This window comes from Halorussus sp. MSC15.2 (assembly GCF_010747475.1).
In the GTDB taxonomy this organism is placed as follows: domain Archaea; phylum Halobacteriota; class Halobacteria; order Halobacteriales; family Haladaptataceae; genus Halorussus.
The window spans coordinates 1-13,347 of the sequence record NZ_VSLZ01000002.1 but is presented as its reverse complement, the minus strand read 5'-3'; the positions used below and the strand labels follow the sequence as shown (position 1 = coordinate 13,347).

Annotated in this window: 12 protein-coding genes, 1 tRNA gene and 1 pseudogene; 8 read left to right on the top strand and 6 right to left on the bottom strand. The window is 64.4% G+C overall.

Features of this window, described 5'->3' with window-relative positions; genetic code table 11:
- Both FXF75_RS07200 and FXF75_RS07195 read right to left on the bottom strand, forming a co-directional pair.
- Positions 1-582: a hypothetical protein gene (locus tag FXF75_RS07200; protein WP_163521181.1), complete on the bottom strand. Its 582-nt coding sequence runs from the start codon at positions 580-582 to the stop codon at positions 1-3.
- A gap of 45 nt (positions 583-627) precedes the next feature.
- On the bottom strand, positions 628-1,701 hold the full coding sequence (locus FXF75_RS07195) for a DNA adenine methylase (RefSeq protein WP_163521178.1): 1,074 nt from the start codon (positions 1,699-1,701) through the stop codon (positions 628-630).
- A 117-nt stretch (positions 1,702-1,818) separates the two neighbouring features.
- Here FXF75_RS07195 and FXF75_RS07190 point away from each other — a divergent pair, with 117 nt between their 5' ends.
- Complete coding sequence (locus FXF75_RS07190) at positions 1,819-2,022, top strand: hypothetical protein (RefSeq protein WP_205427365.1); 204 nt, start codon at positions 1,819-1,821, stop codon at positions 2,020-2,022.
- A 116-nt stretch (positions 2,023-2,138) separates the two neighbouring features.
- On the opposite strand, the gene FXF75_RS07185 is transcribed toward FXF75_RS07190, so the two are convergent.
- From FXF75_RS07185 to FXF75_RS07180, 3 genes are all read right to left on the bottom strand, one after another.
- Positions 2,139-2,213: transfer RNA gene (locus FXF75_RS07185), tRNA-Arg, on the bottom strand.
- 73 nt (positions 2,214-2,286) lie between these two features.
- Entirely contained in the window at positions 2,287-2,460 is a 174-nt protein-coding gene (locus FXF75_RS22035) for a hypothetical protein (protein WP_205427362.1), read from the bottom strand.
- A gap of 137 nt (positions 2,461-2,597) precedes the next feature.
- Positions 2,598-3,887, bottom strand: a complete 1,290-nt coding sequence (locus FXF75_RS07180) for a heptaprenylglyceryl phosphate synthase (protein ID WP_163521177.1) — start codon at positions 3,885-3,887, stop codon at positions 2,598-2,600.
- Between the two features lie 182 nt (positions 3,888-4,069).
- Between FXF75_RS07180 and FXF75_RS07175 the strand changes: the two genes are divergently transcribed.
- The 6 genes and pseudogenes from FXF75_RS07175 (at position 4,070) to FXF75_RS07150 (ending at position 9,993) form a co-directional block, all read left to right on the top strand.
- Entirely contained in the window at positions 4,070-5,188 is a 1,119-nt protein-coding gene (locus tag FXF75_RS07175) for a hypothetical protein (RefSeq protein WP_163521175.1), read from the top strand.
- 147 nt (positions 5,189-5,335) lie between these two features.
- On the top strand, positions 5,336-5,992 hold the full coding sequence (locus FXF75_RS07170) for an ATPase domain-containing protein (protein ID WP_163521172.1): 657 nt from the start codon (positions 5,336-5,338) through the stop codon (positions 5,990-5,992).
- A gap of 101 nt (positions 5,993-6,093) precedes the next feature.
- Positions 6,094-7,382 (top strand): annotated as a pseudogene (locus tag FXF75_RS07165) (OFA family MFS transporter).
- A gap of 486 nt (positions 7,383-7,868) precedes the next feature.
- Positions 7,869-8,102, top strand: a complete 234-nt coding sequence (locus FXF75_RS07160) for a hypothetical protein (protein ID WP_163521170.1) — start codon at positions 7,869-7,871, stop codon at positions 8,100-8,102.
- 239 nt (positions 8,103-8,341) lie between these two features.
- The gene (locus FXF75_RS07155) at positions 8,342-9,340 is read left to right on the top strand and encodes an ornithine cyclodeaminase family protein (RefSeq protein WP_163521168.1); all 999 of its coding nucleotides are present in this window, start codon (positions 8,342-8,344) and stop codon (positions 9,338-9,340) included.
- Positions 9,341-9,717: 377 nt separating this feature from the next.
- Positions 9,718-9,993, top strand: a complete 276-nt coding sequence (locus FXF75_RS07150; protein WP_205427360.1) for a hypothetical protein — start codon at positions 9,718-9,720, stop codon at positions 9,991-9,993.
- Between the two features lie 40 nt (positions 9,994-10,033).
- Here FXF75_RS07150 and FXF75_RS07145 read toward each other — a convergent pair whose 3' ends face one another.
- Positions 10,034-11,053: a presenilin family intramembrane aspartyl protease PSH gene (locus FXF75_RS07145; RefSeq protein WP_163521166.1), complete on the bottom strand. Its 1,020-nt coding sequence runs from the start codon at positions 11,051-11,053 to the stop codon at positions 10,034-10,036.
- A 176-nt stretch (positions 11,054-11,229) separates the two neighbouring features.
- On the opposite strand from FXF75_RS07145, the gene FXF75_RS07140 reads away from it, so the two are divergent.
- Positions 11,230-13,347, top strand: a 2,118-nt coding sequence (locus FXF75_RS07140) for a hypothetical protein (RefSeq protein ID WP_163521164.1), incomplete at its 3' end; no start/stop codon positions are given.

Below are 13,347 nucleotides of genomic sequence, written 5' to 3'. Positions count from 1 at the left end.
TTAGAGAGATTTGACAGAGTCCTCGTGGAAATCGATGATTCCGAAGCTGTTACTCTTACCTGCGTTCTCCCAGTATTGTACTAGTTCCGCGGGGTACTCTTCGAGGGATTCGTACGAACTGTCGTTTACCGACCGTGCGTGGAAGTTTCCTTGCTCGTCCTTCACGAAGTAGATAATCGGTGGATTACTATCGTAGTAATCGTCCTCATCTTCAACTGGTAGTTCGTTCTTGGCCGGGAACCCGTGCTCCGGAGTCCAAAGTACGTAGCGGTCGTTGTGCTGGTTCGCTATCCGCCACTCTCCTTCTCGTCGGTCGAGTTTGCAGGAAACTTTAATTGGCCCTTCGGAATCTGGAACTCCCTCGACCGGTTCGAGATTGATTTGCTCGTCAACGACGTCCTGGTCTTCCGGTGGGAACGGAGCGACATCGAAGAATTCGGCGATTTCGTCCCGCTTGGAGGGCCACAACGGGATATGCTTCGCAGAGCCTCCGTCATCGCCCTCCCAGATTCCGTTCATCCCACCGAAATCGGTAATCGTCAGATATTTCCAGAGAACTTGGTCGACGTTACGGGTATCCATGGTGGTTCGAAGTGCCTACTATCATATAATACCAAGACAAGGAGGTCAGGAAGTCGACTGGACGACGTAGAGCGCCTCGGTAAGGTCGCCCGAATCTGCTTCGGTATTGCTCTTGTACCTCCGGTGGTCGAACGTGTGTAGTTCGACCTCCCCGTGTTCCGAGAGAATCTCGTTTAATTCGTCTGGCGTAATATGCCCTTCGTCGCTGTAGCTGAGAAAGACGTACTCCGCATCCAAAGCGGACAGCAAATCGTCTAACTGACCCGAAGCCCTTCGCTTGTGGCAATAATCGGAACTCTTCGACTCCCAGTTTGGTAGGCCAGTTTTACCAGAGACAGATGGGTTCTCCTTCTTGGCGATGGTCTCTGGCAGATGATAGTAAGACGCGTACTGCCTCTTAGTGTACGGCGGGTCCAAATACACTGCTGATAACGATGTTTCTCTCGCTAACTCGTTCGCATCTCGTTGCTGAATCTCGTGCTCTAACGGACCCTCCGGGAGTTCGGCGGGAGTGAGTTCGAGTGGTTCCTTCGCCCGTTCGTACCAAGATTTGAGATAAGCACCGTACGTTCCCGCAGTGTTCGCAACCTCGTTCGTGGCTCGAATGAGGTCGTATAGTAGGAGTGCGTGTTCATCGTCGGATAGATAGTTTTGGTCGTGCCACCGGTGAATTCTCTGGCGGCACGCGTCGATTGCTTTGGCGTTCTCGTCGGTAAAATATTGGCGAGGCTCTTCTCGATTCGACGTACCGCCCGGTGAGTAGGTCGAGTAAATGAAACCCTCTACACCATCTAGCTGATTCAGATAAGACAAGACCTGTGTGTAACCCGACCGTTGAATGAACTGGTTGCCTGCATCCTGTACTGCGGGGACTTGCTCGAGGAGCATTTCGAACTCCGGTTGGGGAGGATTTCGAAGTTGCGCGCGAGCAGAGATACAGCAGTGGGTCAGGAGGTCGTTCGCTACGACCGAGTAACCGGCGTTTTTGAGTGAAGCAGCTACACTCCCGGTTCCTGTGAAAAAATCGCCAACCTGTGTTCCGTCCTCGACAGTAGAGTCGATAATAGAGACGATATCAGAAACGAGTTTTTTCTTATGACCGATGAAGCGAATCCCCATGCTGTTCGAACGGAACCAGACCAACGTTATCAGTCCTTCGTCCTCAGCGAACCACGTGCAGTCTCGGCACTATACCCGCATCGGACGAACCGATTCGAGAAGGGTACCTGTATCGTATTGAACTCGAAAACGGCCACCAGTTCACGGTTTCACGCGGCCTTCGTTCTCACGACAGATTACAGGAATCGGTTCTCCGAACGAGGAACGGTTCTCGTCGAAGATGGCCACATGGCCGAGGGGGAGTGCGACCACCTCACAGAGGCGGGCGACGAACTCGCGGCACTGAACTTCCTCGGCGGCGGCGCCACTACCGAAGCGTAGATGATGACTCCGTCGTGGGCATACCGAACTGTGGTCGGAATCAGACGTGTGCACGGCGGTTTTATTTAAAAACGATGTACCGTCGTCTCGCGAACGTAGACCGTTCGGAAAACGAATGGGCGCTGCAGGATTTGAACCCGCGACAGCTTGGTCCGAAGCCAAGTACTCTGTCCAGACTGAGCTAAGCGCCCGCACCCTATCCTACTGGCCGGTCCATTTTAAACGCCGCGGTTTCGACCGGGCGTGTGCTGGCGTACCGAACCCTCATCCCGAGACGACGACGTCCCAGTCGGTGCGGTCGATGGTGCAACCGCCGCAGTCTGGGCACGTCTGTCGGTCGAGCGAGAACGTCGCACCGCAGGTCTTGCACTCGTAGGTCTCCTCCGAACCGGGGTCGGTAGCACAGACCACACGGGCGAGTTTTCGGGCGAGACTCATGCGTAGTGTACCGCCACGAACATCCGTTTTGACAAACTGAGTTAAGACGCTTTTCATTCGTTCGCCGATAAACGGGTCGTAAAACCCCTGCAGAAGCCGTTGTATCGTCGTTCAGAGCAACGACGAGCGTCTACCCACTACAGCGACGACGGCGAGAGTGCGAAGTGGTCGGTCGGAACGTCGAGAGACGAGACACCGTCGGCGTCGCTCCGGTCGGCAACGAGTGCGAGCAGACAGCGTCGGACCAGTTCGGCGTCGGCCGACCCGAGTTCGTCGCTCGCGTCCTCGCCGAGCGTCCGCCCGAGGTCCAGACCGTTCTCCGACCGCTCCGTGGAACTCGCCCGGACGCTAGCGCCGTCTGCCACCAGTTCGCGCAGGCGGAGCCACGTTCGGACCGTCGCGGTCAAGTAGCGCTCGGCCACTCGTTCGGGGTGCGGGACGGACGGAATCGTGGCGAGGTAGGCCGCGGCGTGAGAGTCGGCGACGGCGAGGTTCTCGTCGACCCACTCTCTGACGGCAGACGAAGGAGTTGCCGGGTCGAGTTCCTCGGCCGCCCGCTCGCAGAGTTCGGCCTCCTCGTCGGCCACGCGGTGGAAGGCGTCGCCGACGACGATGGCGTCCGCGCCGGCGTCGAGCATCGCGGTGGCGCGTTCGCGGGAGTCGATTCCGCCGCCGTACCAGAGTCGCGACCACGTCAGCCCCTCGGAGATGGTGGCCAACGCCTCCGCGGCGTCGTCGCCGCCGTAGGTGCCCGAGTATTCGAGGTAGACGAGTTCGCTCTCGAGGTGGCGCTCGGCCGCCATGGCTCGCTGTTTGGATTCGCGAGGCGTGAGCAGGTCGGTCTCGGTGACGTTGGCCTCGCGGGCCGCGGCGCTGTCGGGGTTCTGGATGACGTAGGCCTCGAAGATAGCGTCGGCGAGCAGCCACGAGGTGGCGAAGTCGGCGAGCGCGTCGGCCGCGAAGTCGGGGAGCCACGGGGTCCGGTCGGCAAGTAGGTCGGGCACCATCTCCTCGCGGACGTACTCGGTGGCCTCGCCCAACTGCCCGACGAGCGCCTCCGAGTCGCCGTTCAGCACCTCGGGGATGGCGAGCAGGTCGGCCTGCTCGCGGGTCCGAAGCGTGACGTGGCGCGGACCGCTGGGTTCGTGGAAGACCGGTACCGAAGCGGGACCGAGGAGGGCGAACGTCTCCTCGGTGTTGCGTGCGGTCACGTCGGCCGACCCGCCGACCGACACCGCGCTCGTGTGCCGCAGGTAGAGGGGGTACAGCAGCGGGATTTTCTTGGCGTCCTCGGGGTCTACCTTGGTGACGTGTGTCCAGTCCGCCGGAACCGGGTTCGTGTCCACGGGTACCACGGTTCGAGCGGCCAACGTAACCCCGCGACCGACGCGACCGAGTCGGCGCGCGACGCCGTCGAAACTCGTCATACAGGCCCATAACCCGGCGTCACCTAGATAAATAACTCGTTTCCGCGCGCGGAGGCGGACAGACACGGGAGATGAACAGACACCGGAACCGCTCCCAGAATCGGAAACGTCCGAAAGCGGAAAGACTCCCCGGCGACGGTTCCACAACCCTGATATACCGCGGCGGGCGACTCTCCGACCATATGGGTAGCGTTCGGTCACGAATTCCGGCGGCGGCGAGAGCGCTGGCGACTCACCTCGCCGAGACCTACGACCCGCGCGTGGTCGCCATGGTGTTGCTCCGCAACGAGGTCGAGTCCGAAATCGAGTCCATGACCGAACGCCTGTTCCTGAGCGTCGAGCGCGACCTCCAACGCGCCCGCGAGGCGGGCGAACTCGACTCTGCACCCGGGGCGGCCGACGAGCAGGCCCGATTCGACTACGACACGCGCCTCGTCCTACCCGCGATGTTGACGCTCGGCCGCATCCACGTCGAGGCGGGAGACGTTCCCCTCGTGCGCGTCGGTCGAGACGTGGACCGCGAGTTCGTCGCCCGCGGCCGCGAGACCACTCGAAACGTCGTCCGGGCGCTGCTGGACGGCGACATGCGCGACGCCATCAACGACGACGAGTACGAGGACTTCGAGACGAACCTCCGGCCGCGCGAGCGCGTCGCCGAACTCGCACAGCAGAGCTTACAGGAGGGCGTCGAAGCGTGGTTCGACGCCGACGATACTCCCGACGCGGTCCGAGCGTCCTACGAACACGCGGTCGAACTCTCGGAACGGCATCAGGACGAGGACGAAGCGTTCCGACGACTCCTCGAGCGATTCCACGACTCGGCGGCCGGGTCCGAGGAGCGCGAGGCGGTCGTGGATGCCATCCGCGAGGAGTACAAGTTCGCCGACGCCGAGGACGCGGACCTCTTCGAGGAGGCGACCGACCTCCCCTACTTCGCGACCCAGTACGCCCGCGTCGGCGTCCTCTACGAAGACATGCTCAACATGTACGAGGCCGACCTCGGCGTGGAGTTGGGCGAGGGGTTCAAGCGCGCCATCGTGCTGATGGTCCTCGGCGCACAAATCGGACTCGACGACACCGACGACTACCCCGAAGACAGGGGGACACAGCTCACGCCGGTCACCGCGGAACTGAACGTCGCCGAGAATCGGGCGACGGGGGTGGCGCGAATCAGACGTATCGTCGAAGCGTACCTCGACCGCGCCGACGACTGCGCCGCCGCAGACGACCACCTGACACGCATCGCCATCGAGTACATCCGCCAGCAGTCGCTCGACAGAATCGAGGGTCTGAGCGCGTGAGGGTCCAAATCGAACGGGCGTATGCCAACGCCGCGATAGTAATCAAAAAGAATATAAGCGGAACAGGATATTTTACTGCCAGACGACACCGGGGCCGAGAACGGCCGAGGCTCCGCTCCGGTCGCAACTTCACCGAGAGAAATTGCCATGTATGGACTGGGTGAGGTCTGTCCGGGGGTCGAGGTCGAACCGGGGACGAATCTCCTGGTGACCGGGCCACCGATGACGGGCAAACGAACTCTCGCTCTGGAGATTCTCGCGCACGGTAGCCGTCACGGGGACGGTTCTATCGTCGTCACGACGAAGGATGGCGGCGAGGACGTCCGCGAGAGCCTCCGTGAGCTACTCGGCCGCGACGAGACCGGTCCGTTGGGCATCGTGGACTGCGTCTCCAAGCAACAGGGGATGAGTCCCTCCCCGAGCGACGAAATCACGTACGCCTCCTCGCCCAAAGACATGACGGGCATCGGGATTCAGCTCTCGGAGTTCCTGCAGGCGTTCTACAAGGACGGCGGCGTCAAGCGAAACCGCATCCTGTTGCACTCGCTCTCGATGCTGTTGATGTACTCGAACCTCCAGACCGTGTTCCGGTTTCTCCACGTCTTCACGGGCCGAGTCCAGAGCGCCGACGCGCTCGGCATCTTCGTCATCGACTCGACGGCCCACGACCAGCAGACGACGAGTACCCTCAAGCAGTTGTTCGACGGGCAGATAGAGGTCCGGGAGGGCGACGACGGTCAGTCCGAACTCCGAGTACGAGGCGTCGGCGAGGACACCGACTGGCGACCCTTCTCGCGGCGCTGAGCGCCCGGCGTCACCGACCGACAGCGAAGCCCATCTCCAACTTGCCACGAGAGACTGCCGAAAGCACAACGCTGATTGGAGCGGCCCGTAACCACCAACCAATGACAGCGTCGTCGCAGTCCGATACTGACTACGCCGCTCGGGCGCGGGACGTGCTGGGGTTCTCGCGGTGGTGGCAGGTCGCGGCCGCCGCGGTGATGATGGGACTCATCAGTCCGTACCAGTACGTCTGGTCGTCCATCGAATCTCCAATCGCTCGGTCGCTCGAACTCGACCCGACCGCGCTCGGGTTCGTGTTCACCCTGTTCGTCATCTTTCAGGCCGGGTCCCAGTTCCCAGTCGGGTGGTACCGGGACCGTCACGGACCGCGCGGCCTGACGCTTCTCGCGGGCGTACTGGCGGGCGGCGGCTACCTCGGACTGGCCTACGCGACCGAACTCTGGCACCTCTACGTCCTCTACTCGGTCGGTGCGGTCGGCGTCGGCATCGTCTACACCGTCGCGGTCAACACCGCCCTGAAGTGGTTCCCCGACCGGCGGGGTCTCACCACGGGTCTCGGCACGATGGCGTTCGCCGGTGGAAGCGCGCTCGTCGTCCCCTACGTCCGGGCGAACGCGACCGTCACGGGCTACTCCGACGTGCTTCGGAACATGGGTATCCTCATCGGCGTCGGCATCCTCGTCGGCGCGCTGGTTCTCCGAGACCGCCGACGGGGTGGGTCGGCGGGGACGTCGCTACCGACGACGTGTCCGAGGCCGCTGACGGAGAGACCGAGGCCGGTTCGGAATCGACTCGCGCCACTGAGAGCCAGTACACGTCCCGTGAGATGCTCCGGACGTGGCAGTTCTGGCTGATGTACGTCATGTTCGTCTTCGTCAGCGGGGCGGGACTGATGCTGACCGCGAAGGTGGTCTCGTTCGCCCAGAACGTGGGACTGAACGCCCTGACCGCGACTGCCGGGGCGACGGTCCTCCCCATCGCGGGCGGCGTCGGCCGCCTCGTCGTCGGCGACCTCTCCGACAGGGTGGACCGCGAGCGCGCGATGGCGATTTCGTTCACGCTCTGCGGACTGGGCCTGTTCGCGGTGGTCTGGTTCGGCGTGACCAACACCGCGCTCGGGTTCCTCGCCGCGGTCGTCCTCGCGACGTTCTTCTGGAGTCCCCAGTACACGCTCTTCCCGAGCGTCGTCGGCGACTACTACGGCCAGCGCCACTCCTCGGCCAACTACGCCCTGCTGTACTCCGGCAAGATGTGGGGCGGCATCTTCGGCGGCGGCGTGACCGGATGGCTCGTGACCCGGACCGACTGGCCCACGGCGTTCGCACTCGGTGGCGCGCTCGCGGTGCTGGCGGGTCTCGCCGCGTTGCTACTCCGTGACCCGACCGCGTAGCGGTGGAGTAGTTCGAGTAGGAAGTCTCTGATAGCGGCCGACGGCGTCGTGATACTCGCCCGGCTAACTCGTCTCGGCTACCGTTTCTTCCCAGCCTTCGAGAAGTGCGACCGACGAGGCGTTCCGCGCGATTCGAATTTCGGTTCGGATTCCGAGTCGAGACCGCTCTGACTGCGAACTGTCGGTGACGTTCGAAACTATCACCCTCTCGGTGTCACTCACTGACCCGTACCTCGCAACCCCGTTCGATTTGGGAGTCTCACTGTCGTGTCCCTCGCCGCGATGGAATTACTGAGAGAAATTTTTCGTGGTCCTCTGAGAACTGCCGTACTGCTACTCTCGGGCATTTTACGCACGGAAACAGTCTCGTAGCGTATCCATAACTTATGAGAAACCCATGAGTCAGATAGAATTCGCCTATAAGAAATGCTTCGCTCAACTACGGGAAAGAATTATATACCCATACCGCATATTCTGTAATAGATTATGACTGGGTACTACGACCTCATCCTCGGACTCATTCCGCTTTCGTTAATCGGCGTAACCGGTGTGCTGAGCGTCATCGGCGTCTCGATAACCGCCGCCGTGCCGCTCGCTGCCAGCGTTCCCGTGGCGCTCATCGGACACGCGCTCTTCGTCAACAGTCCCGTCGACGATACCCAGTCCCCGACGGAGACGGTGGACGCGTCGTCCTCGGCGTCCTTCGAACCGGCCGACTGAACCGCTCCGATTGGGGTTGTTCACCCGCTCTTTTTTTCGTGAGGCCGCGTTACTCTCCGTCCGTAGCACGCTTCTGGCGAGCGGTCGAGTCACACACCGATTCGGCGCCGTCAGTTCGGTAGCGGTCGGCCGTTCGTCACCGAGACGTCCGGCGCGGTTCTTGGTATCGTCCCTCGAATTTTATGGCACGTACGAGGGCTACCTCAACCGTTTTCAGTCTGGACTGTGTTATCCCGGCCATGACGGACGCACTGTTTCTGACGAGCGACGACGTTTCCGGACTGGCCTCGCCCGCCGAGTACGTGGAGGCGGTCCGCGAAGGCTACCGACAGCGCGGCGAGGGCGCGCCCGCCAGACCCCGCGCGAAACTCACCAACGAGGACCCGCCGGGGATGCTCACCGACTACTCGGCCGTGTTGCCCGAGACCGGTGCGATGGGCGGGTACATGTACGCCGCCGGGTTCGGCGAGGAGGACGCGTGGTTCATGTCCCCGCTGTTCGACGCCGAGTCGGGCGAACCGCTCGCCCTGCTCGACGGCGCGAGCATGAACCCGTTCAAGACGGGCGCGGTGGGCGCGGTCGGAACCGACGTCTTGGCACGGGACGACGCCGAGACCCTCGCGCTCATCGGCGCTGGCTCGCAGGCCCGTGGGCAACTGCGAGCGGTGACGGCCGTCCGCGACCTCGAAAGCGTCTGGGTCTACTCGCCGACCAAGGAGTCCCGCGAGTCGTTCGCCGGGGAGATGAACGAGCGCCTCGACCCGTCGGTCGCCGCGGTCGCTTCCAGCGCCGCCGCGGTCGAGGAAGCCGACATCGTGATTACGGCCACGACCGCGAGCGAACCGGTCTTCGACGGCGACCTCCTCGCGGACGGCACGCACGTCACCGCGATGGGCCAGTACCACCCCAACAAGCGCGAACTCGACACGGCGACCGTCGAGCGCGCTACCTACGTCCCGGACCTCCGCGAACGCGTCCAGCAGGACGCCGGGTCGTTCATCGCGGCGCTCGACGAGGGCGCGATTTCGGAGGACTACGTCCACGCCGAACTCGGCGACATCGTCGCCGGGAACGCACCGGGCCGAGAGTCCGACGACGAAATTACGGTCTTCGACAGCGGTGGGACGGGCATCGAGACGGTCGCCGCGGCCCACATGCTCTACGAGCGAGCGAAATCGGAGGGTCTCGGGTCCGAAATCTCGTTCGCGCCCGCGAGCGAAGCGCTCACCGGCAAGTAGTCGAAAATTCTACGGAAAATCGTCCGCGGACCTCTCAGTACGTCGTCCGCGAAGTTAGGAAGTAATTCGAAGAAACCGGTAGTCGTGGGGGCGAGACAACTGCTTCAGGCCGCCAGCATCATCGCCGCGATGAACGACGAATCGGTTCCGGCCTTGGTCTCGTTCTTCTTGCGCTCTGCGTCGGACATGTTTCGGGGGTGCTGCCACTGCATACACATATAAAATGTTCACTCACTCTTGAGTATGTTGTTTCGCATACGAGTCTGCGAGAGGCTCGCAAATCAGTTGTGATGGCATACCGCACCAAGGGTTTCGAGGCCCGCCAGACACCTTCGGATAGCGACATCTTTTCTGGCCCGGAGATTCGAACCCGCCGTATGGATTCGACATCGGACGACAGTACGCCCGCCGAGTTCGACGAGGCAGCGCTCTACGGAGTCGTTCGCAAGGCAGTAGAAGACGCCATCCTCGGCGTACTCGGAACGCTGCTTCTGGTCGGGGTCGCGCTCGTAATCGTCTTGGCCGGCGTCGGAACGATGACGCGGACTGGAGGGCCGGCCGTGACGGTGTTCGGAGGTCTCGTCACCGCCCTCGGCCTCTACCTCGGCGCAGTGACACTGGGCGTGATTCCGCCGGTGAGCGAGCGGTTCTGAGGTCAGAAAGAGTGAACTGCATCGAAACGCGCAGTCCGGTCTACAGACCCAGGGCCTGCATCAGCGTCATCCCGCTGGCCAGCGCGCCGACCAGATAGCCGCCGATAGCGCCGCCGTTCAGCAGGGGAAGCCCGGCGTGCGCGCGCCCCTTCAGGACCATCCAGAGGAGGACCAGCAGACCCGCAATCGTACCGACCATCGAGGTCAGCGCGGGCAGGTTCAGCGCGATGCCCGAGACCAGCGGTTCCGGAGGGGCGAAGAACGCCGCGCTTGCGACCATCACCGAGGGCATCACGGCGTCGCCGAGTCCGATGAAGAAGACGTCGCGCTCGTCCATCTCCGGGCGCTCGGCCTCGGCCGCAGTCTCCTCCTCCGTTCGCCCGCCGTCGGCCGCGCTGGCTTCGCTCTCTCCCCCGGTCTCCGTCGCTTCGGCCCCGCCGTCGTCGTCGAGGAACGAGTAGGACGCCGAGAGCGGAATCACGAGGATGACCGGTATCTTGAGGTCCATCACGCCCGAGGCCAGCGTCAGCATGTGTTCGGTGCCGTAGACGCTGATGGCGTCGTAGACCGCCAGCACGGTCAGCAGGAGGATGGCCGGGAGGAGGCCGAAACTGATGCCGAACAGTCCGGCCGCGCCCGCCCCCATCAGGACGCCCGCGGCGTCGATGACGTACCACTCGGGATGGACCGCCAGCGCCAGCGCGACCGCGCCCGCGGCGGCCAGCGCGACCACGTTGACCGGCGCGCCCCCGACCGAGACGACGAGCCACCCCGGAATTACGACCGAGAAAACGTACCACGAGAGCAGACCGCTCGTGAAGATGAGCGCCCCGCGGAGCAACCACTGCACGTCGAGTTTGATGATGGCGAGCATGATGCCGGTCATGACCAGCACCGCCCCGACGTAGACTAGACTGTTCGTCGGGTCAGAAGGGTTCTCGACCTGCTGATACCCCGCCTGCTGGAACGGCTCGACCAGCACTAGCGCGCCGAGTTGGACCAAGAGAAACATCGTGACGGTCAACCCGACGGCCGCGAACACGCGCGTTCGATTCTCCATGCCGGGAGGGTCGAACCCGCGCGCCTTTGTGGTTGCGGATTCGCACGCGGTAACGGCCCGATACTGGTCGGTACTCCTCGTTGTCGTCCGGACACGGCTCGTTGCCGCCGCTCGGGGCGTGCGAACGGAGCGTAACCGTTGCCGGGATTCAAATCCGGACCGACTGTGGACAGCCTATGCCATCGCTCCGACGCTTCACGGTACTGCTCGTCGTCGCCTCGCTGCTCGCCGCCGGGTTCGCCCCGCCCGCCGTGGGCGGCCCGGCCGACGCCGACCGTCGAGGCGACGAAGCGGCGACCGACGACTCACGGATAGATTCGTCACGGACCCGTGCGTCGGAATCACTCGACGCACCGCAGACGCTCCCTCAGACAGTAACAGACCGTCCCCAGTTCGACGTGACCGAGGGTCCGCTCTCGCGTCAGGACGTTGGTAACCTCACGCCGCGGGAGGCGGCCGCGCTCGGGGCGCGTCAGGGCGCGCAACTCGCGGAGATACAGGGCGCGACCGTGACGCCCGAGCGTCGGCAGGCCGCGGTTCGCGGGGCGGTCGCGGCGTCCCAGCGAAAGTCCGACGTGAACGTCGCGCAACTACTGGTCGCCGCGCGCGGTGCTGCCCACGGTGCGCTCTTGCACTTCCGGTCGCAGGCGGCCGAGCGCGGCCCCACCGTCGCCCCCGTCCGGGCCGCGGTCCGGGGCGGCACCGCCGGTGCGCTGGTACAGACGCAGGAGGCGAACGTCGCGCAGGTTCAGGGCGCGTCCTACGGCGCGGCCCACGGCGCGGTGGCCCAGCGCCAGCAGGCCAGCGTCTCCCAGATTCAGTTCGCCTCGCAGGCGGCGGCCGAGGGCGCTTCGCGCTCGGCGGTTCGCCGAGACGTGGACGCGGTCGGGAAAGTTCAGGAGGCCGCACAGGGCGCGGCGTACGGGTCGCTCGCCCAGCGCCAGCGCGTCGAGGTGTCGCAACTCCAAGCCGCCGCCCGAGGCTCCGCGTCCGGGGCGCTGGTGCAGGTCCAGCGCGCGGACGTGAAACAGATACAGGTCGCGGCGCTCGGCGCGGCCAAGGGCGGCGTGAAAGAGCCGAAGGAAGTGCCCGCCGAGAAGGTCGAGGCCGGATGCAGGGGCGCGGCGACCGGCGCGGTCAGCCAGACCCAGCGCGTCACGGTCGAGCAGATTCAGTTGGCGGCCGAGGGTGCCGCGCAGGGCGCGATACTCACCCAGATTCAGCAGGTGTCCGTCCAGCAGGTGCAGGCCGCCGCGCTCGGCGCGGCCCGCGGCGCGCTGGTCCAAGTGACCGTGATACAGGTCCAGATAGTCAACGTCGTCCAGATTCAGGTCGCCGCGCAGGGCGCGGCCGCCGGGTCGCTCGCGGCCACCGTCCAGCGCCAGTCGGTCTCGGTCAGGCAGGTGCAGGCCGCCGCGCTCGGCGCGGCCAAGGGCGGCGTGACGCAGGTCCAGAGCGTGAACGTCCAGCAAGTGCAGGCCGCGTGTCGGGGTGCGGCGTTCGGGTCGCTCGTCCAGTCGCAGAACGCCAGCGTCACCCAGATTCAGGCCGCCGCGCAGGGGGCGGCCGACGGTGCGGTCGTCGCCAGCCAGCGCCAGCGGGTGGACGTGACCCAGATACAGGTCGCCGCGCAGGGTGCGGCCACGGGGGCCGTCTCCCAGAGTCAGACCGCGAGCGTGGTCCAGATTCAGGCGGCCGCGAACGGTGCCTCGGCCGGGACCGTCGAGCAACTCGGCGAGATAGCGGCGCTCGACCCGGCCCAGACGCTCGCCGTCGCGCAGGGCGCGGCGGTCGGCGCGGCCGCGGCCGCGGTGGAAGCCGACGTGACCGCCCCGCAACTCATCGTGACGGCCGCGGCCGAGGGTGCCGAGGAGGCGACACAGGTCGTCGCGGAGTCACCGGAGGCCGACCCGGCGCAACTCCGCGAGACGGCCGCAGCGGTGGCGGCGGAGGTCGTCGAGACCGCTCCGGAACCGGAGACCACGACGACGGAGACGACGACCGCGCCCGGCCCGACCACGACTCCGGTCGTCACGACGGTTCCCGAGACGACAACGACGACCACAGAGACGACAACGACCGCTACCACGACCACCGAACAACCAACGACGACCACTGAGCAACCGACGACCACCACCACGACCGAACAGCCCGGAGTCCAAGCCGACACGACCACCACGACGACCGAGCAACCGGACACCACGACGACCCGGACGACCACTGCGACGCCGACTACCACGACGACTGAACAACCGACGACGACCGAGACTCCGACGACCACGACGACTACCGAG